Annotated in this window: 24 protein-coding genes; 13 read left to right on the top strand and 11 right to left on the bottom strand. The window is 67.7% G+C overall.

The window, feature by feature from the left end; genetic code table 11:
* Positions 1–16 precede the first annotated feature (16 nt).
* The 3 genes from A5764_RS26095 to A5764_RS26085 are packed head-to-tail and all read left to right on the top strand — an operon-like array spanning position 17 to position 3359.
* A complete protein-coding gene (locus A5764_RS26095) occupies positions 17–1858 on the top strand; it encodes a fatty acyl-AMP ligase (protein WP_067119438.1) in 1842 nt (613 codons plus the stop codon).
* A gap of 44 nt (positions 1859–1902) precedes the next feature.
* The gene (locus A5764_RS26090) at positions 1903–2580 is read left to right on the top strand and encodes a hypothetical protein (protein ID WP_067119435.1); all 678 of its coding nucleotides are present in this window, start codon (positions 1903–1905) and stop codon (positions 2578–2580) included.
* 5 nt (positions 2581–2585) lie between these two features.
* A complete protein-coding gene (locus A5764_RS26085) occupies positions 2586–3359 on the top strand; it encodes a YqjF family protein (RefSeq protein WP_067119426.1) in 774 nt (257 codons plus the stop codon).
* A gap of 8 nt (positions 3360–3367) precedes the next feature.
* Here the strand turns inward: A5764_RS26085 and A5764_RS26080 are convergent, their stop codons facing one another.
* Positions 3368–4135 carry an SDR family oxidoreductase gene (locus A5764_RS26080; protein WP_067119423.1) on the bottom strand — a complete coding sequence of 256 codons (768 nt, stop codon included), beginning with the start codon at positions 4133–4135 and terminating at the stop codon, positions 3368–3370.
* A gap of 57 nt (positions 4136–4192) precedes the next feature.
* Here A5764_RS26080 and A5764_RS26075 point away from each other — a divergent pair, with 57 nt between their 5' ends.
* The gene (locus tag A5764_RS26075) at positions 4193–4669 is read left to right on the top strand and encodes a nuclear transport factor 2 family protein (RefSeq protein WP_067119421.1); all 477 of its coding nucleotides are present in this window, start codon (positions 4193–4195) and stop codon (positions 4667–4669) included.
* Positions 4670–4714: 45 nt separating this feature from the next.
* On the opposite strand, the gene A5764_RS26070 is transcribed toward A5764_RS26075, so the two are convergent.
* Together A5764_RS26070 and A5764_RS26065 are read right to left on the bottom strand one after the other, a co-directional pair.
* The gene (locus tag A5764_RS26070; protein WP_067119420.1) at positions 4715–5485 is read right to left on the bottom strand and encodes a DJ-1/PfpI family protein; all 771 of its coding nucleotides are present in this window, start codon (positions 5483–5485) and stop codon (positions 4715–4717) included.
* 17 nt (positions 5486–5502) lie between these two features.
* Positions 5503–6453, bottom strand: a complete 951-nt coding sequence (locus tag A5764_RS26065; RefSeq protein WP_067119418.1) for a GlxA family transcriptional regulator — start codon at positions 6451–6453, stop codon at positions 5503–5505.
* Between the two features lie 109 nt (positions 6454–6562).
* On the opposite strand from A5764_RS26065, the gene tpx reads away from it, so the two are divergent.
* The gene (gene tpx, locus A5764_RS26060) at positions 6563–7057 is read left to right on the top strand and encodes a thiol peroxidase (protein ID WP_067119762.1); all 495 of its coding nucleotides are present in this window, start codon (positions 6563–6565) and stop codon (positions 7055–7057) included.
* A 95-nt stretch (positions 7058–7152) separates the two neighbouring features.
* Positions 7153–7467, top strand: a complete 315-nt coding sequence (locus A5764_RS26055) for a DUF4333 domain-containing protein (RefSeq protein ID WP_067119416.1) — start codon at positions 7153–7155, stop codon at positions 7465–7467.
* Positions 7468–7476: 9 nt separating this feature from the next.
* Here A5764_RS26055 and A5764_RS26050 read toward each other — a convergent pair whose 3' ends face one another.
* A complete protein-coding gene (locus A5764_RS26050; RefSeq protein ID WP_067119759.1) occupies positions 7477–7851 on the bottom strand; it encodes an NYN domain-containing protein in 375 nt (124 codons plus the stop codon).
* A 23-nt stretch (positions 7852–7874) separates the two neighbouring features.
* The gene (locus A5764_RS27915; RefSeq protein ID WP_082951922.1) at positions 7875–8153 is read right to left on the bottom strand and encodes a hypothetical protein; all 279 of its coding nucleotides are present in this window, start codon (positions 8151–8153) and stop codon (positions 7875–7877) included.
* 120 nt (positions 8154–8273) lie between these two features.
* Here A5764_RS27915 and A5764_RS26045 point away from each other — a divergent pair, with 120 nt between their 5' ends.
* Positions 8274–9458, top strand: a complete 1185-nt coding sequence (locus A5764_RS26045) for an acyl-CoA dehydrogenase family protein (RefSeq protein WP_067119413.1) — start codon at positions 8274–8276, stop codon at positions 9456–9458.
* 75 nt (positions 9459–9533) lie between these two features.
* Here the strand turns inward: A5764_RS26045 and A5764_RS26040 are convergent, their stop codons facing one another.
* Positions 9534–10355: an alpha/beta fold hydrolase gene (locus tag A5764_RS26040; RefSeq protein WP_067119410.1), complete on the bottom strand. Its 822-nt coding sequence runs from the start codon at positions 10353–10355 to the stop codon at positions 9534–9536.
* Positions 10356–10430: 75 nt separating this feature from the next.
* Between A5764_RS26040 and A5764_RS26035 the strand changes: the two genes are divergently transcribed.
* Positions 10431–11333 (top strand): NAD(P)-dependent oxidoreductase, encoded by a 903-nt coding sequence (locus A5764_RS26035; RefSeq protein ID WP_067119756.1) that lies wholly within the window; start codon positions 10431–10433, stop codon positions 11331–11333.
* On the opposite strand, the gene A5764_RS26030 is transcribed toward A5764_RS26035, so the two are convergent.
* Positions 11330–11899 (bottom strand): TetR family transcriptional regulator, encoded by a 570-nt coding sequence (locus A5764_RS26030; RefSeq protein WP_067119407.1) that lies wholly within the window; start codon positions 11897–11899, stop codon positions 11330–11332. The genes A5764_RS26035 and A5764_RS26030 overlap by 4 nt on opposite strands.
* A gap of 79 nt (positions 11900–11978) precedes the next feature.
* Here A5764_RS26030 and A5764_RS26025 point away from each other — a divergent pair, with 79 nt between their 5' ends.
* From A5764_RS26025 to A5764_RS26010, 4 genes are read left to right on the top strand one after another with little or no spacing between them, the layout of a single operon-like run.
* On the top strand, positions 11979–12791 hold the full coding sequence (locus A5764_RS26025; protein ID WP_067119753.1) for a class I SAM-dependent methyltransferase: 813 nt from the start codon (positions 11979–11981) through the stop codon (positions 12789–12791).
* Between the two features lie 22 nt (positions 12792–12813).
* Complete coding sequence (locus A5764_RS26020; protein WP_067119750.1) at positions 12814–13671, top strand: lysophospholipid acyltransferase family protein; 858 nt, start codon at positions 12814–12816, stop codon at positions 13669–13671.
* Positions 13661–14107 carry a helix-turn-helix transcriptional regulator gene (locus A5764_RS26015; protein ID WP_067119405.1) on the top strand — a complete coding sequence of 149 codons (447 nt, stop codon included), beginning with the start codon at positions 13661–13663 and terminating at the stop codon, positions 14105–14107. The genes A5764_RS26020 and A5764_RS26015 overlap by 11 nt, the downstream gene beginning before the upstream one ends.
* Positions 14108–14111: 4 nt before the next feature.
* Entirely contained in the window at positions 14112–14522 is a 411-nt protein-coding gene (locus tag A5764_RS26010; protein WP_067119402.1) for a VOC family protein, read from the top strand.
* Between the two features lies 1 nt (position 14523).
* Here A5764_RS26010 and A5764_RS26005 read toward each other — a convergent pair whose 3' ends face one another.
* On the bottom strand, positions 14524–15321 hold the full coding sequence (locus A5764_RS26005) for an SDR family oxidoreductase (RefSeq protein ID WP_067119399.1): 798 nt from the start codon (positions 15319–15321) through the stop codon (positions 14524–14526).
* Positions 15322–15439: 118 nt separating this feature from the next.
* The gene (locus tag A5764_RS26000; RefSeq protein WP_067119396.1) at positions 15440–15694 is read right to left on the bottom strand and encodes a hypothetical protein; all 255 of its coding nucleotides are present in this window, start codon (positions 15692–15694) and stop codon (positions 15440–15442) included.
* 150 nt (positions 15695–15844) lie between these two features.
* On the opposite strand from A5764_RS26000, the gene A5764_RS25995 reads away from it, so the two are divergent.
* Positions 15845–16228 (top strand): limonene-1,2-epoxide hydrolase family protein, encoded by a 384-nt coding sequence (locus A5764_RS25995; protein WP_067119393.1) that lies wholly within the window; start codon positions 15845–15847, stop codon positions 16226–16228.
* 13 nt (positions 16229–16241) lie between these two features.
* Here A5764_RS25995 and A5764_RS25990 read toward each other — a convergent pair whose 3' ends face one another.
* Positions 16242–17714, bottom strand: coding sequence for an amino acid permease (locus A5764_RS25990; protein WP_067119390.1), 1473 nt, complete (start codon positions 17712–17714; stop codon positions 16242–16244).
* A gap of 114 nt (positions 17715–17828) precedes the next feature.
* Positions 17829–18851 carry an NADP-dependent oxidoreductase gene (locus A5764_RS25985; RefSeq protein ID WP_067119385.1) on the bottom strand — a complete coding sequence of 341 codons (1023 nt, stop codon included), beginning with the start codon at positions 18849–18851 and terminating at the stop codon, positions 17829–17831.
* Between the last annotated feature and the right edge of the window lie 29 nt (positions 18852–18880).

The following is an 18880-nucleotide window of genomic DNA, read 5'->3' as shown; positions in this document are numbered from 1 at the left end:
CACCTAGACTGCGCCTATGGATTGCGGTTCCCGGCAAGATGCGGCGCCCGTGCCCGGCATGCTGCAGATCGAGGACTGCCTGGACGCCCTCGGCGACGTCGTGATGCCGCCCGGCGTCACGCTGATATCCCTGATCGAACGCAACGTGGCCAACGTCGGCGATGCCGTCGCGTATCGCTACCTGGACTACAGCCGCGCGGCCGACCGCCAAGTCGCCGAGGTGACCTGGACCCAATTCGGCGCCCGATTGCACGCCATCGGCGCGCGCGTGCAGCACGTCGCAAGCCGCGGCGAGCGGGTCGCGGTGCTCGCCCCGCAAGGCATCGACTACGTCGCGGGTTTCTACGCGGCGATCAAGGCCGGGACCATCGCGGTGCCGCTGTTCGCCCCCGAACTGCCGGGCCACGCCGAACGTCTCGACACGGCGCTCCGCGATTCCGAACCGACGGTCGTCCTGACCACAACGGCGGCAAAGGAATCCGTTGAGAAGTTCCTGAGCAACCTGACGCACCTCAAGCCACCGCACGTCGTCGTCATCGACCAGGTACCCGACTCGGAAGGGGAGTGGTTCGCACCTACCGAACTGGGCATGGACGACGTCTCGCACCTGCAGTACACGTCGGGCTCGACGCGCCCCCCGGTCGGCGTGGAGATCACCCACCGGGCGGTCGGCACCAACCTGGTACAAATGATCCTGTCGATCGACCTGCTGGACCGAAATACCCACGGCGTCAGCTGGTTACCGCTCTACCACGACATGGGCCTGTCGATGATCGGCTTTCCCGCGGTCTATGGCGGGCACTCCACGCTGATGTCGCCCACCGCGTTCGTCCGCCGGCCGCTGCGCTGGATCCATGCGCTGTCCGAGGGCTCGCGGCAGGGCCGCGTGGTCACGGCGGCGCCCAACTTCGCCTACGAGTGGACCGCGCAACGAGGCCTGCCCGCGCCCGGTGACGACGTCGACCTCGGCAACGTGGTGATGATCATCGGGTCCGAACCGGTCAGCATCGATGCGATCAGGACGTTCAACAAGGCCTTCGCGCCATACGGATTACCGCGGACGGCGTTCAAACCGTCGTATGGCATCGCGGAGGCGACGCTGTTCGTGGCGACCATCGAACCCTCCGCCGAGGCCTCGGTCAGCTATCTGGACCGCGAACAACTGGGCGCCGGCCATGCGGTACGTGTCGCGGCGGATGCGCCGAATGCCGCGCCGCAGGTGTCCTGCGGACGGGTGGCCCCCAGCCTGTTCGCGGTCGTGGTCGACCCGGATACCGGGAACGAATTGCCCGACGGCGACGTCGGCGAGATCTGGTTGCAGGGCAACAACGTGGGCCGCGGCTATTGGGGGCTACCCACCGAAAGCCGGCTGGCTTTCGGTGCCACGCTGCGGTCGCGGCTCGCCGAAGGCAGCCACGCCGCGGCCTCGACCGCCGGGCGCGCCTGGCTGCGGACCGGGGACCTCGGCGTCTACCTCGACGGTGAGCTGTACGTGACGGGCCGCATCGCCGACCTGGTGACCGTCGAGGGCCGCAACCACTATCCGCAAGACATCGAGGCCACCACCGCCGAGGCGTCGCCGATGGTGCGCCGCGGCTACGTGGCCGCGCTTACCGCGCCGGCTGACGATGGTGGCGAGCGGCTGGTGATCGTGGCCGAACGCGCCGCAGGCACCAGCCGCGACGACCCGGCGCCGGCCATCGAGGCGATCCGGGCCGCGGTGTCGCAGCGCCACGGCGTGACCCCCTCCGACGTGCGCTTTCTGTCCGCCGGCGCCATCCCGCGCACCACCAGCGGCAAACTGGCCCGGCGGGCCTGCCGCGCCCAATACCTCAGCGGCACGCTGGGCGCGCATTAGTTCCGAACCCTTGCCGAACCGCGCGGTGGTGGCATCCTGGCCGTGTGGGTTTGCTATTCCGCCTGGCGGAGCTGCTGATCGTGATCCTGCCGGTGGCGGGCATGGTCTTCGCCGCGGTGCGGGCGTTCGCCGCCAACAGGCGCCGCGCCGAGGAGCCGCGGGCCCTCGATCACGCACCGGTGGAAGAAGCGACCACACCGGCGGCCCAGCATGTCAATAGCCAAGCCGCGCTATGGCGTTCGCTGCGACGAGTGATCGAGGAGCACGGCCGCACCGACGCACGCTGGCTCGAGTATGAACTCGACGTCGCCAAGCTTCTCGACTTCCCGCTGATGACCGACATGCGCGACCCGCTCACCATCGGCTTCCACAAAGCCAAGCTGCGGGCGGACTTCTTGCGCCCCGTCAAAGCCGAAGACCTCCTCGATGACCGGGAGGCGGCGGCGTTGTATCAATCCGCGGTCGAGGACTACGTGACGGCGTTCAACGTCGCCGAGACCGAGGCGATGCGCCGGCGGCGCAGCGACTTCTCCCGAGGCGACCAGCAGCGAATCGCGCGGGCGCAGAGCCTGTTGCGGGTGGCGGCCGACCCGGCGGCCGCCCCGCAGGAACGCCAAAACGCTTTCGACCTGGCCCGCAAGGAAATCGACGGCCTGATCGTGTTGCCGGCCACCACACGCGCCAGCATCGAGCGCGGAATCTCCGGTCAGATAGAGGGATAGCCCGAGTGACCGCCATACCGGGTCCACCCGCCCCGGAATCAGACGGCAGCCCAGCGCCGGCGGGGTACCCGGTCACCGCACCACCGATTGTCGGTCCGGTGACCTTCGAGCAGCGCTGGGACGATCTGACGTTCCTGCACTGGCCGGTGCGGCCGGCCAGCGTCGAAAGTTTGTACCCGCCCGGGACCCGCCCCGACGTGTTCGCCGACGGGATGACCTACGTCGGGCTGGTCCCGTTCATGCTCAGCAGCACCAAGGTCGGCACCACGCTGGGGCTGCCGTATTTCGGCGGCTTCGCGGAGACCAACGTCCGGCTGTACTCCGTCGATGACGCGGGGCGACACGGCGTCGTCTTCCGTTCGCTGGAAACGGCCCGGCTGGCCGCGGTGCCCGTCATCCGGATCGGCCTCGGCGTCCCGTACGTCTGGTCGCGGATGCGGATCATGCGGGAACGCGGCCACATCACCTACGACAGCGTGCGCCGCTGGCCGGAGCGCGGCCTGCGCAGCCGGCTGGCGATCGCCATCGGCGATGCGGTCGAACCGACCCCGCTCGAGGTCTGGCTGACCGCCCGATGGGGCGCACACACCCGCAAAGCCGGACGGACGTGGTGGGTTCCGAACGAGCACGAGCCGTGGCCGCTGCGCGCGGCCGAGGTGATTGAGCTATCCGACGAGTTGGTGGACGCCAGCGCGGTGCGGCCGGCGGGTGATCGCCTGCGCGCGCTGTTTTCGGCGGGCGTGCGAACGCGCTTCGGCCACCGCTGCCTCGTCCAATGACGCTGTGATCAAGGGCAGGTGTAGCCGCCGTCGATGACGATGTCGGAACCGGTCATGTAGCTCGACGCCTCGCTGGCCAGATACAAGTACAAGGCGGTGAGCTCTTCGGGCCGCCCCATCCGGCCCAGCGGGATCTTCGGCTCCCACAGCCGGTGATACTCCACCAACGGCTCGACCAGCTCGGTGCGGATGTAGCCCGGGCTGACGCTGTTGACCCGGATGTTGTGCGGCGCGAACTCCACGGCCATGGCCTTGGTCAGGTGAATGACCGCCGCCTTGGAGGTGCAGTAGTGGCCCACCTGCTGCGGGATGTTGATGATGTGGCCGGACATCGAGGCGGTGGTGATGATGACCCCGCCGTTTCCCTGCGTGACCATCGCCCGGGCCGCCGCCTGGGCGGTGAGGAACACCCCGGTCACATTGGTGTCCTGGATCGCCTGGAATTCTTCGGGCGACATGTCCAGCAGCGCAGTCACATTCAAGAAGCCGGCGTTGCAGACCGCGATGTCGACGCCACCCAGGTCGGCGGTCACCCGGTCCACCATTTCGGCCACCTGATCCGGCTGGGTCACGTCGCAACGGATGGGCAACACCGCCCCACCGATGGGGGAGAGCTCGTCGGCGACCGCCGCCAAGGCCTCGGAATGCCGTGCCGCGATGGCGACTTGAGCGCCGGCTTGCAGGTATGCCTCCGCCACCTTCTTGCCGATGCCGCTGGACGCCCCGGTCACCAGCGCCGTCTTGCCGCGCAAGTCGAACAGATCCAAAACGCTCATTCGAAATCCCATCCAGAACAGTCACCGTTATGTGGAACACGTTCTAGTGTGTCCGCTATGGGCAAATTCAACAGGGCCGAAATCGAAGAAGCCGTCCGGAACTACTCGACCGTTGTCGAAGGGTGCAGCGCTTCGGGCGACTGGCGACCCTTCGCGGATCTATTCACCGAGGATGTCGTCTACACCGAGCATCACTATGGTGTCTTCCACGGCCGTGAGGCGGTGCGCGACTGGATCGTCGCGGTCATGGCACCCTTCCCGCACATGCGCTTCCCCAACGACTGGGTGGCCCACGACGACGACAACGACGCCGTCGTCATCATGATCAAGAACCTGCTCGACCACCCCACCGACCCGGACGGTGAGCCGTTCTGGTTCCCCAACTGGACCCGCCTCGTCTATGCCGGTGATGGTTTGTTCTCCAGCGAGGAAGACATCTACAACCCCAACCGGGATGCGCCGCGGGTCGTCACGGAGTGGATGCAGGCCGGCGGTCAGCTGGCGACAACCGACATCCTCCAGCCCAGCCCCTGACGCCCGAGGGCGCCTCTGACCGCCGAGCGTGCAATCTACGACGCTTCAACGGCGTGTCGCGTCGTGAATTGCACACTCGGCGTTGACGTTAGGCTGCCGCCTGCGCCGGCGGGCCCGGACCGGGGCCAGCGCCTGATCCCAGGCGAGCAACGTCGCGGCTTTCAGGTTGGCCGGCTTGACGCTGTCCCGGGAAAGCAGCGCAGTCGCAGCGGCTTTCGTGGCCGGCGACGCCTTCGACATGTGGCCGGAGTCGAACGGCGGCTGCGGGTCGTATTCGATGGCGAGCTGAATCGCCTTCGCGCGGCCGGCACCCCCGATCTCGCCGGCCAACCACAGCGCGAGGTCGAGTCCGGCCGACACACCCGCGGCCGTGACGACGTTGCCCTGACACACGATCCGCTCGTCGGCGACCGGGATGACGCCGAACGCCTTCAGCGCGGGAATGGCGATCCAATGCGACGTCGCGCGCCGTCCCTCGAGCAAGCCGGCGGCCGCCAGGATCACCGAGCCCGAACACACCGACGTCGTCCAGCTTGCGGTCCGGTGGGCCCGGCGCAGCCAATCGAGCAGCGCCTCGTCGCGCGCGTGCACCGGCGTCGCCGGTCCCCCCGGCACGAGAATCACGTCGGGGGAAGGGGTCTCGGCCAGCGAGTGGGTGGCACCGATGACCAGCACGCCGGAGTCGGCGGTGATCGGCCCGGTTTCGTGCCACACGAACCGCACGTCGGCGCCGGGCAGGTTGCGCAGCACCTCGTACGGGCCGATCATGTCCAGCGCGGTGAATCCGGGATAGGCCACGAACGCGATTTGGGTCATCGGTGTCGTCCTCTCAACTAAGCGAAAGCCTTGCGGTATTGGTCGGGTGAAATGCCCACGCGTCGAATGAAGTTGCGGCGCATGGTCTCCGCGGTTCCGAAGCCGCACCGGGAGGCGATCGCGACGACGGTGTCGTCGGTCTCCTCCAGCTGGCGGCGCGCGGCTTCGGTGCGGATGCGTTCCACGTATTGGCCGGGCGCCTCGCCGACCTCGTCGGTGAACACGCGCGTGAAGTGGCGCGGGCTCATCGCCGCACGGTGGGCCAGGTCGCCGATGCTGTGCGTGCCGCCCGGTTCGGCCTCGATGGCCTCTTGCACCTCGCGGATGGGTGCCCGTTTGGCGCGCGGCATCCACACCGGCGCCGCGAACTGCGTCTGCCCACCGGGGCGGCGCAGGTACAGCACGAGCCAGCGGGCGACCGTCTGCGCGACCTCGGTGCCGTAGTCGTCTTCGACCAGCGAGAGCCCGAGATCGATTCCGGCGGTGACGCCGGCGGCCGTCCATACCGTTTCCGAGCTGCGGACGAAGATCGGGTCGGGGTCGACGTCGATGCGCGGGAATTCGCGGGCCAGGCGCCCGGCGAAGGCCCAGTGCGTGGTCGCCCGCCGGCCGTCCAGCAGTCCCGCCTCCGCGGCCAGAAACGCGCCGGTGCAGACGGTGACGATGCGGCGGGCATGGCCGGTGATCGCCTTGATCCACGCCATCAGCTCCGGATTGGACCGGGCGGCGTCCACGCCACCTCCGCCGGGCAGCACGACGGTGTCGACGGGGTCGCCGGGCGCGGGCAGCGGCGCGGTGAGAAAGCTCAGGCCGGTGGCGGTGGTGACCGGTTGGCCGCCGGCCGCGGCCATCACGACGTCGTACCCGCCGCTGGTCAGCAGCGAGGCGCTGGTGAACACATCGTGGGGCCCCACCACATCGAGCGCCTGCACGCCGGGAAAGCCGACGATCACGACCTTGCGAGCCATGCGTTCAGTCTCGGTCCGACCAGGGGATGTCGTCTACGCCATGCACCCCACCATTTAGGACATAGGACCTGACCCACGGCCGCCGCGGCCGCCTTGGCAGACTGTGGCCATGGCACAGATAACCTTGCGTGGAAACCCGATCAACACTGTCGGCGAGCTTCCTGCCGTCGGATCTAAAGCCCCAGCCTTCAACTTGACCGGCGCCGACCTCGGCGCCGTCAGCAGCGAGCAGTTCAGCGGAAAGCCCATACTGCTGAACATCTTTCCGTCCGTCGACACGCCGGTGTGCGCGACGAGCGTGCGTACCTTCAACCAGCGCGCCGCCGATGGCGGTGTGTCGGTGCTGTGCGTGTCAAAAGATCTGCCGTTCGCCCAGGCGCGGTTCTGCGGCGCGGAGGGCATCGAGAACGTCAACACGGCGTCGGCGTTCCGGGACAGCTTCGGCGAAGACTACGGCGTCAGCATCACCGACGGTCCGATGGCCGGGCTGCTCGCCCGTGCGGTGGTGGTCATCGGCGCCGACGGGAACGTCGCCTACTCCGAGTTGGTGCCCGAGATCGCGCAGGAGCCCAACTACGACGCGGCGCTGGCGGCCCTGGGCTGAACCGGGCCTGACCCAGCCCGCGTGTTTGCGGCCGGATACGACTGGCCGCGCTGAGCGGTCGCATTGGCGTGCGGGGGTGTTAGCCTGACGTTCCCATGTTGACAAACACCGGTGACCGGGCCCGCTTCGCGGCGGCGATTCTCGCGGTTTCGGCCGTCCTCGCCGGGTGTGACGCCAAGTCCACCGTCAAACCCGACGGCGCCGCGCAATCCGTGGTCGACGTCGTCTCGAGCCAGACGGGCTTTCGTCCGACCGACGTGCACTGCCCGTCGGGCGTGCAGGCCAAGGTCGGCCAGGAGTTCGACTGCCACTTCACCGGGCCGGAGGGCAAGCCGTACACCGCGCACATGCGCATTCTCAAGGTCGACGGCGAACGGGTCGACTTCGACGTCAGAAGCCGTCCAAGCTAACCGGCGCGCTCACCTGGGATCGATGAGGTCACGAAAGCTCGCCGCGGGATAGACCGACGCGCCCACTCTGGCGACCCGATCGGTCAGGCCCTTGTCCGATGTCACGACGCGGATTTCGTCCGGTCGAGCGGCGGCCTGCACCAACCGCACGATCTCGTCGTCGGCGGAGTTGGCGGCCGCCTTCGGCGCATAGGCGACCTCGATCACCGACGAGGTGATGACGGTTGACGGCGGCCGCTCGAACACCACCGTCACTTGGCCTTGTTGGGTCGGCGCCCAGCGGTCGAGGCTGTCCACCAACGTGCGCATGGCGCGGCCGCGATCCTTCCACCAACCGTCGGGGCGACTCCCGATCACGTTCATGCCGTCGACGATCCACCGCACAGACACACGGTAGGGCACCTCGGTCAGGGCGGCGGCTGGCCGGGCAACGGCGGTGGCGGTAGACCCGGCACCCAGACGGAAAGGCCCTCCCGCATTCCCCGAGCCATCTCCTCCTTGAGGGCTGGGCTGCCGGGTGCGGCCGTCTCCCGGCAGCTACAGCCGAGGCCGGCGAAAGGGTCCGGTTCGGTGCTGTCCGGGCTGGGAGCGGCGCCGGCCGGCGCCACTGTTCCAACCCAAAGCCCGACGGCGATGGCGGCGCTGATCAGGCCTTTCGTGATCGCGCGGCGGCGGCGAGTCGTCATGTCATCCCCTTTCCTCGAGATGAATCGGTGAGGCTTCATACCCAGATGGACGCTCCGGCACCCCGATTGGCTGCACCGCCGTAGAGTTATCGGGTCCGCCACTGGATGAGGGGAACGCCGATGACGTCGTTGGCCGATACCGATGACCGGGTGGTTTCGCTGGCCCGCGGCATGCGAGACCTCGTGCAGGCGCAGGCCGCCGAATCCGAGCGGGCGCGCACCCTGACGCCGGCGATCGTCGACGAGATGTGGGCCACCGGACTGATGTCGGCGTTCAACCCCGCCCCGGCCGGTGGTGTCGAGCCTTCATTCACCCAGATGATCGAGACCTGGATCGAAATGGCTTGGCAGGACGGGTCATTCGGCTGGATCGGCATCGCCAACCTGCCGTCGTCCTTCGCCGCGGCGGCCTACCTGCCCGACGAGGGCTTCGCGGAAGTGTTCACGGCCCACGACAACCGCGTCACCCTGGGCGGCCAGTTCTTCCCCAACGGACAGGGCACCGCGGTCGACGGCGGCTATGTGCTGAACGGATCGTGGAACTTCGGCTCGGGCATCGGCCACTCCCAGTACATCGCGGCCGGTTTCCTGCCGCTGGACAACGGTGAGATGCGCTGGATCAGCGAGGGCTTGCCGGAGATGCGGGTGGCCGTGGTGCCGCGCGACCAGATCAGCTTCAACGACGGCTGGTTCGTCCAGGGGCTCAAGGGGACCGGGTCCTACGACTACAGCGCCCAGGACGTCTTCGTGCCGGCCCGCCGCACCTTTGAGCTGTTCGTCCGCCAGCCGCACCGCGGCACGTCGCCGGCCACGCGGATGGGGCTGATGCCCGTCACCGCCGCCGGTCACGCGTCGTGGGCGCTGGGGGTGGCCAAGAGCATGCTCGACGATGTGCAGGAGTTGGCGGCGACAAAGTTCCGGATGAGCGACATGGCGTCGCTCGCCAGCCGCCCGACCTTCCAGAAGGGGCTCGCACACCACCGCGCGGCGTGGCGCGCCGCGCGCCTGCTCGTGCTCGACGCGTTCACCTCCGCCGAGGCGGCCGTCGCCGCCGGCGACGATCTGACACCGGCCCTGCGCGCCGACATGCGGGTGGCGGCCGTCTACGCTACCGACACGGCCCGAGCCTGCGCCGAGTGGGCCCATCTGGTCGCGGGAACCAGCGCCATCCGCGAAGGCACCCGCCTGGAGCGCGCCTTCCGCGACATGTACACCGGAACCCAGCACGCCTTCATCAGCGAGAAGGTGGCCATCGATGTGGCACAGATCTGGCTGGGCATCATCGACGATCAGCCGGGGCTCTGAATCCCTAACGCCAACGCGCCACGGTTACCGCAGGCGCGACCCCCTACCGCTGCGAGTGAGCAGAATGCGCGAAAGTCACAAATGCGCCAAGAGCCGCTCTGCGAAGGCTTCGGGATGCTCGCGGTGCATGAAATGCCCGCCCGGTACCTCTTCGACGACGTACCCACCCTCGAACATCCGGCCCGCGCGGCGATAGTCCGAGGGCGTGGCGACGGGGTCGTCGAGCCCGGCGAAGACGACCGTCGGGACCTTGATCCGCGCCCTGAGCGATGCGCTGGGGATGGGGGAGAGTTTTCGGTAGTAGCCGAACGCCGCGCCGAGGCTGGCCCGGTTCGCGAAGCTCGCGCGCACGGCGTCGAACTCCGCCGGATCGGGATTCCACGTCGGAGACCATCTCCGATAGATGGCGGGCAGGGCAGCGAAGTCGTTGCGCGCGAATCGGTTCGACGCGCCGGGCAGCTTGTATGCCACGAAGTGGCGGGCGCCCCACAGCTTCTTCGGCGCCGGCCTGAGCGTCGCTGGGTGCGGAATCCCGATGACGAACAGCTTTTTGACGCGATCCGGGGCGAGGGCCGCCGCGCCGTAGGCGGCCGAGGCGCCCCAGTCGTGGCCGACGATGATGGCGTCGCGGGCCCCGAATGCGTCGATCAGGGCGAGCGGATCGCGCGCCAGGGTCTCTTGATCCGGGTCGCGATCGGGGATGGCGCTGGGATGGTAGCCCCGCATGAAGGGCGCGATGACGCGGTATCCGTTCGCAGCGATGCGCGGGCGAAGATCGTCCCAGGTGTGCGCCGTGTCCGGGAACCCGTGGAACAGCAGCACCAGCGGCCCAGAGCCCTGTTCCAGGTAGGCGAATTTGAGCCCGTTCGCGTCGACGAAATGGATCGCATCGGCCATGGCCTGAGGACACTACGCGCATGGTTGTCGGGCTGCGGGCGAATGCCCGCTTCTTCGGTCGCCTACCATCAGCGCATGCGCGGCTCGAAGATCCTGATCACCGGTCCGACCGGCCAAATCGCCACTCCGATCGCCCGGGCACTCGCGGCCGACAACGAAGTGTGGGGCATCGCCCGCTTCACCAATCCCGGCGCCCGAGAAGACCTCGAGGAGGCGGGGATTCGGTGCCGGCAGGTCAACCTGGCGGCGGGCGACTTCACCGGCCTGCCAAGCGATTTCGACTACGTACTCAACCTGGCGGTGGCCAAGAGCGGAAGCTGGGACAAGGACCTGGGGGCCAACGCGGAGTCGGTCGGCCTGCTGATGTGCCACTGTCGCGGCGCGAAGGCCTTCCTGCACTGCTCTTCTGCGGCTGTGTACGACCCGCCGGACGACGAACCGCGGACCGAAGCCGCCCCCCTGGGCGACAACCACAAGTGTTTGTTCCCAACGTATTCCATCTCAAAGATCGCTGGGGAGGTGGTCGCACGGTCGATGGCACGCGCGCTCGGCGTGCCCACCACCATCGCGCGCCTGAACGTCCCGTACGGCGACAACGGCGGGTGGCCGTACTACCACATGGAGATGACGCTGGCCGGCATCCCGATCCCGGTCCCGCCCGGCGGCCCCGCCTACTACAACCCCATCCACGAGGACGACGTCATCGCGACCATCCCCAAGCTGCTCGGGGTGGCATCGGTGCCGGCGACCACAGTCAACTGGTGCGGTGACCAGACCGTCAGCCTCCAGGATTGGTGTGGCTATCTCGGCGAACTCGTCGGCAAGGAGCCGGTGTTCACCGAGACTGAGCAGGCGCTGCGCGGCAATCCGACCGACGCGACGCGGATGCACGAGCTCATCGGCGGCACCACGGTCGACTGGCGCGAGGGGTTGCGCCGGATGGCGGCCAAGTTCCACCCCGAGTTGGTCGGCGCCTAAGAACCGGGTTCGACGATGCGGGCCGCCGCCTCGACCGCGGCGGCGCGGCGGCGGGCGACGATCTTCGCGTCCGTGGTGGCAGCGGCCGGGTCGGGCCAGTGCGTCCACGCCAGTCCGATCGCAAATAGAAAGACCACCAGCTGCTGGGGTTCCCACGCGGGATCGACGTGGCCATCCGCCTGCGCCTGTTCCAGGGCGGCGATGGCGCGCTCGGGTCTGTGCTCCTCGTCGAACTCCGGCATGTCCAGCGGAAAGCCTTCCAGCTGGGCCCAGGTGATCATCCGGACGTGTTCGGGCCGGCTCTGCGCCAGGTCGAAGATGTCGCCGACGAACTCGGGTACCGCGTCGGGTCGCAGCTCCACGGCGCGGAAGAACTCGGCCCCATCGGTGGCGACCACATCCCGAAAGAGGGTCTCCTTGTCACCGAAATGCGCGTACAGCCGCTCCTTGCTCGCGTTGGCGGCGCGCGCGATGCGATCGATGCGCGCCCCGGCCAGGCCGTACTGAGCGAACTCCGCGCGGGCGGCGGCCAGTATTTCGTCGCGGAGCTCGCTCTTCGTTCTCACAGGGACATCATACGCAGACGAACTGGTTCGTTTGCTATGGTGGGTGGAGAACCCCACCGTCAAGAATGGAGATGACCCGATGGCCACTACAGATGCGCTCGACCAGGCGATTGCGACGATGCCCAGGGGAGGTCCCGACGCATCGTGGCTGGACCGTCGTTTCGAGACGGATGCGCTCGAGTACCTCGACCGCGACGACGTGGCGGACGAGGTGAAGCAGAAGGTCATCGGGATGCTCGACCGAATCGGCACATTGACCAACCAGCATGAGAAGTACGCGCGCGCGGCACTCGACGTCGTCGCCGACGTCCCGAATCCACGCATCCTGGAACTCGGCGCGGGCCACGGAAAGCTCTCGGCCCAGATCCTCAAGCTCCACCCGACCGCCACCGTCACCATCAGCGACGTGAACCCAAACTCGGTCGCCAATATCGCCGCCGGGGAGCTGGGTTCCCACCCGCGGGCGAGCGCCCAGGTTGTTGACGCCACCGCAATCGACGCCGCCGATAACAGCTACGACCTGGTGGTGTTCGCGCTGGCGTTTCACCACCTCCCGCCGGCGGTCGCCTGTCGTGCCATCGCCGAGGCCACCCGCGTGGCCAAGCGCTTTCTCGTCATCGACCTCAAACGGCGAAGCCCGTTGGCCATGACGCTGTTTCCGGTCTTGACGCTGCCGCTGAATCTGGTGCTGTTGCCGTGGTCATGGATTCAGCCCGCGCTTCACGACGGGTTCATCAGCGCGCTGCGCGCCTACAGCCCGTCGGCGATGGAGGCGCTCGGCCGCGCGGCCGATCAGGAGATGAACATCGAGATGCTGCCCAGCCCAACGCGGTTCGGCATGCCGGCGCTCACCGTCGTGTTCTCCCGTCCTAACGGAGACAACCGTGGCTGAGAACACCGAGCTCGCCACCATCATGGAGCCGAGCGCGCGGGTGCAGACACTGCGCCGGGTTCTCGACACGGTGACCGACCGGCTCCGGCCCCTTGTCGACCTTCATCGGCCCTATGTCGACGGTGTCGACCACCTACCCGCCGACGGTCGATTCCTGTTGGTGGGCAACCACACCCAGTTCGGCTCCGAGATCTTCCTGATCTCTGATGCTGTGCGACGTGCGATCGGGACCCGCGTGCGCCCACTGGCCGAACGCGGTTTCGGGCGCATGCGCGGGCTGCCCGGCGATCTGCTCGCGGCGTACGGTGCCGTGGTCGGCGCGCCGGAGACCGCGCGCGAACTCATGCGCAACGACCAAACCATCCTCGTGTTCCCCGGGGGCGGCCGAGAGATCGCCAAGTTCAAGGGTGAGGAGTACCGGCTGCGCTGGCAGGGACGGGCGGGCTTCGCGCGTGTCTCGGTGGAGAACGGCTACCCGATCGTGCCGGCCGGTCTTGTCGGCGGCGACGACGTCTATCGGAGCTTGACGGAACGCGACAGCGCGTACGGGAGATTCAGCGAAGCGGTGAGCCGCAGGTTTAACGGGCGCCCGGACATGGCGATGCCGTTGATGCGGGGGATCGGCCCAACCTTGATTCCCCGACCGCAGCGCATGTACCTACGGTTCGGCTCGCCGATCGACACGAGCAGACCGCTGGGTGTCGATCAGCAGCAGTGGGTGGACATCGTCAAGGAGCAAACGCAACGGGCGCTGCAGGAGATCCTGGGTGACCTGATCCGGCTGCGCACCGACGATCCCTATCGCGGCCTCAACCCGCTGGCGTGGCGCCGCGCGACGACGCCGGAGGAATCGTGGCAACATCGCGAAGGTGACCAGTAGCTCCGCCGGGCAGCGCCTGCGTGACCTCGCGCTGCTGCGACGCGTCCGCGACCGGATCGACCGGGACTACACGCAGCCGCTGGACGTCGAGGCCCTGGCCCGCGGGGTGCACATGTCCGCCGGACACCTCAGCCGCGAATTCCGGCGCGCCTACGGCGAATCGCCGTACTCCTACCTGATGACGCGTCGCATCGAGCGCGCGATGGCGCTGCTGCGCCGCGGCGACCTCAGCGTCACCGAGGTCTGTTTCGCGGTCGGCTGCTCGTCGCTGGGCACCTTCAGCACCCGGTTCACCGAACTGGTCGGCCTCCCGCCCAGCGCCTACCGGCGCCGGCACGCGGATGCGGCGGCGGGTCTGCCGCCGTGCGTGGCCAAGCAGGTGACCAGACCGATCAGGAATCGAGAAGCGCCCGTCACCGCGCCCTACCTAGCCTGAGCGCATGGACATCACCATTCACTCGAGCTTCCTCCCGCACGACGACCCCGAGGCCTCGCTGGCCTTCTACCGCGACATCCTCGGCTTCGAGGTTCGCCTCGACGTCGGCAAGGGCAAGATGCGCTGGATCACGGTCGGGCCGCCCAGCCAGCCCGGCACCAACATCGTGTTGAATCCGCCGGCCGCCAATCCCGGCATCACCGACGACGAGCGCCGCACCATCGCCGAGATGATGGCCAAGGGCACCTACGCCATGCTGCTGCTGGCCACCAAGGACCTCGACGGCGCCTTCGAGCGGCTGCAGGACAGCGACGCCGAGATCGTCCAGGAGCCGACGGAGCAACCGTACGGGCTGCGCGACTGCGCCGTCCGCGATCCCGCGGGCAACCTCATCCGCATCCAGCAACTGCGCTGAGTTACCGCTTCTCGGTCTGGCCTGCGGCGACCGCGTCCGCCGCCTTCGCGGCGGCCGGACCGGTGATGCGACCCGAGATTTCCGGCGCCAACATCGCCAGACGGGCGAACGCACGTTGGTGCAGGGGAGCAACGCAGATCTCCGGCTCGTTTCGCGAGATCGCGCGCACGACGGCATCGCCGACCTGCTTCGGCGTGCCGGTGCCCACGCCACGCGGCATCGCGGCACCACTCTCGGCGAACATCCCGGCCTCGCGGATCGCACCGGGCGAAATCACCGACACGCCAATACCGCTGCCGCGCAGATCTTCTCGTAGGTTCAATGCGAATCCCCGCAGACCGAACTTGGTCGCCGCATACACCGATGCCCTCGGTAGGGCGGTGAAACCCGACAGGGACGAGACGAAAACGAAGTGCCCACTGCCGCGTCCCTGCCAGCGCGGCAACAGCTCTCGGGTCATGCGTAGCGGTGACTCGAGGTTGACGCGAAGCGCCCGGCCGATCTGTTCCTGGCTGAAGCTATCTAGGCGTCCCGATGCGGGAAGCGCCGCGTTGGCGACCAATACGTCGATGTCGCCGGCCCTTTCGAGCAACGCGAGCGCCGCCCCCTCCTCTGCCAGGTCAGAGACGACCGCCGCGTGCCCCGAGCCAGGGAGCGATTTGGTGAGCTGCTCGAGCTCCTCGGCCTTGCGTGAGCTGAGGACCAGTGTCGCTCCGCGCGCCGCCAGCGCGTAGGCGATCGCTCGTCCCAGGCCGCCTGTCGCCCCGGTGAGAAGGGCTGTCCTGCCGTCAAGATCCATGCCAGAAATCTACGCGCACCAACGGTGCCGACGGCGCGCCGGCACGGGTGACGCCGCCCACACGGAAAAATTCCGAACCCCAAGCGGATTCGGAACTTTCCGGTGCAGCATGCGCGGGTCAAGATCCCTTGCTGTAGCGCGTCAGGAAACCGACAGCCGCGACGCCCGCGGCGGCGCCGATCGCGCCCCACAGCACGACCTGGAAAACCATCGACCCGAAGAACCAACCGAACGTCAGTCCGAGGTACAGCACCCAGATCAGGCGGAACACGCTCCAGGCCGCAACGAGGCCGGCGCTGATTCCGATGTAGAGGCTGCGCTGCCGATCGACGCGGTTGATCTGCTCTTCGATGCTGGCGGGGACGATCTTCATCTTTCTGAGTTCCTTTCATGTGGCGCCGCCGGGTTGGCGTCGTCGTTGCGGTAAGTACAGATCGACCGATCGGCTACCGATCCCAAGAATCTGCGTGGCACAGCACCTCGCGATGCCGCCTTCTAGTCCATTAGTGTCACGCGATAACAGATCGGGTTTGCCAAAGCGTGGAGGAGCCGTGAGCCTGAGGAAGTCGTCCGCGCGGAGCTGAGCGCGTGGAGCCGTCTGAATGTCGACGAGATCGTCAGCTACTTCGCTGATGACGCCGTCTGGGACAACGTCCCTCTCGGCGCTGTGTCAGGCCACGAGGAAATTCGTACGGCCGTGCAGGGATATGTCGACCGCACGACGCAAGGGAACATCGAGATTGTGAATCTCGCCGTTGCGGGAAGTGTGGTTCTGACCGAGCGCGTCGACCACTTTGTGTACGACGGCAGGCCCATCCACGCCCGTGTCATGGGAGCCTTCGAGGTTCACGGCGACAAGATCACGGCTTGGCGCGACTACTTCGACGTGCCCAACAGCGCGTCCTAGCTGTACCCGGCCGTCACGGCGCGACCGAGGCCGTCTCGGCGTCCTCTTCGACCGCGTGATTCATCTCGGCCCTGAACCGGCGATACCTTTCGCTGTGTCCTGGCCGGCGCCGGACGATCAGCCAACCGGCCGCCAGCACGGCGAACCACAGCGGGAACCATGCCAAGGCGAGCGCGGTTTCCCGCTCGGTGTAGAGCGTCCAGATCACGAACACGAAAAAGCCCAGAATGGCCCAGCACATCACCACGCCACCGGGCATCTTGTAGGACGACGCGGCATGGCGCTGTGCGTGCCGGCGGCGGTAGACGAGGTAGCTGACGATGATCATCGCCCACACGAACATGAACAACAGCGACGAAATCGTCGTCACCAGCGTGAAGGCACCCATCACGGAACCGCCGACGTAGAGCAGCGGAATGGACGTCAGCAGGAGCGCGGCGGTGAGAAAAACAGCGAGCGCCGGCACGCCGCCGCGGTTCAGCCGACGGAAGGGCGCGGGGGCGCTGCCTTCGTCGGCCAGACCGAAAAGCATGCGGCCGGTGGAGAATACGCCGGAGTTCGCCGAGGAAGCGGCCGCGGTGGTCACGACGAAGTTGACGATGGACGCCGCGGCGGCGAGCCCGGCCAGGGAGAACATCGTCACGAACGGCGACTCGCCGCTGGGGAACCGCCGCCAGGGGACGACGGTGAGGATCGCCAGGAGCGCGCCGATGTAGAAGATCGCCACGCGCAGCGGCACGGCATTGATGGCTCGGGGGAGGGTGCGGCGCGGGTTGGCCGTCTCGGCCGCCGCGGTGCCGACGAGTTCGACGCCCACGAATGCGAAGAACGCGATCTGGAACCCGCCGACCACTCCCATGAACCCGGTCGCGAAGAATCCGCCGTCGTTCCAGAGGTTTTCAACCGTCGCGTGATTGCCTTGCGGCGAAACGAAATTCGTCGCCAGAAGGACGGCGCCGACGACGATGAAGCACAAGATCGCGGCGACCTTGATCAAGGCGAACCAGAACTCGATCTCCCCGAAGTTGCGCACGCTGAACAGGTTGAACAGCAGGATCAGCCCGACGGTGATCAGGGCCGGTAGCCATGCCGGCAGGCCGGGCCACCAGAACTTCGCGTAGCCGGTGATCGCAACGATCTCCGCGATCGCGGTGACGACCCAGGCGAACCAGTACGACCACCCGATGAAAAACCCTGCCGCAGGCCCCAATAGGTCGGCGGCGAAGTCGAGGAACGACTTGTAGTTCAGGTTCGACAACAGCAGTTCGCCCATCGCGCGCAACACGAAAAAGACGAAGAACCCGATGATCCCGTACACCAGCAGCACCGCCGGGCCGGCCAGCGAGATCGTCTTCCCGCTCCCCATGAACAGGCCGGTCCCGATGGCGCCACCGATCGCGATCAACTGGATGTGTCGGTTGGCAAGGCCTCGGCGCAACTGCGGGAGAGTATCGGCGGCATTGGGACCGGCGACATCGTTTGCCATTGGTGATGTCCTCGTCAGTTAGGAACCGTTGCTGTCCCGCGCTAGGCGCAGACGACCACATGATTCCTTATTTTCCCTCTCCGTGGGTGACGACGGCGGTTGTCGCGTCCCGTTTTACGCTCCGTCGTCGCGTGTCTTGACGACCAGTTTGCCGACGTTCTTGCCGTCGAACAGCATGTTGATCGCTGTGGGCAGCTGCTCGAAACCCTCGACGACGGTCTCGAGCGGCGTCAGCCTGCCGTCGGTGATCAGGCCGGCGATCTCGCTCATCGCCTCCGCCGCGCGCCCCAGGTGGTCGAGGACGATGAAGCCGCGCAGCGTGGCGCGCTGCACGAGCAGGTTGCCGAAGGCGCGCGGTCCCGGCGGCGGGTCGGCCGAGTTGTAGCCGGAGATCAGGCCGCAAAGGGCAACGCGCGCACCGATGTTCAGCCGAGCGAACACCGCGTCCATGATGTCGCCGCCGACGTTCTCGAAGTCGACGTCGATGCCGTTGGGGGTTGCCGCGGCGAGCTGGGCGGCCCAGTCGCGGGCGCGGTGGTCGACGGCCGCGTCGAAGCCGAGCTGGTCGGTGAGCAGGGCGCACTTCTCCGGTCCGCCGGCGATGCCGACGACGCGCGCGCCGGCGGCCTTGGCGAGCTGCCCGGCAACCGATCCGACGGCGCCGGCCGCGGCCGAGATGACGACGGTTTCGCCCGGCTTCGGCTTTCCGATGTCACGGATGCCGATCCACGCGGTCAGCCCGGTCGTTCCGAGCGCACCCAGGTAGGCGCTCGGCGAAATGTCCGCGGCGATGTCGACCGGTGTCACAAACGTCGCGTCCGAGACGACCGCGTACTCCTGCCAGCCGAGGAGGCCTTGCACCATCTGCCCCACCGCATATTTCGGATTCTTGGAGGCGACGACCTCGCCCAGACCCCCCGCGCGCATGACCTCGCCGATGGCCACCGGCGGCAGGTACGTCGGCGTGTCGTTGATCCATGTGCGATTTGTGGGGTCGAGCGATATCCAGTCGACGCGCACCAGCGCCTCGCCGTCCACGATCTCGGGCACCGCCTGCTCGCTCAGTTCGAAGGTGTCTGGGCCAATGCGTCCGGTGGGGCGCTCGCGGAGGAGAAAGCGGCGGTTTCGCTCGGGCATAGGCGCACCGTACCCTTCAAAAAGGGGCA

Source organism: Mycobacterium sp. 852002-51057_SCH5723018 (genome assembly GCF_001667035.1).
GTDB lineage: Bacteria > Actinomycetota > Actinomycetes > Mycobacteriales > Mycobacteriaceae > Mycobacterium.
Note: the sequence above shows the minus strand (reverse complement) of the source record. Positions and strands in the feature narration are given on the sequence as shown.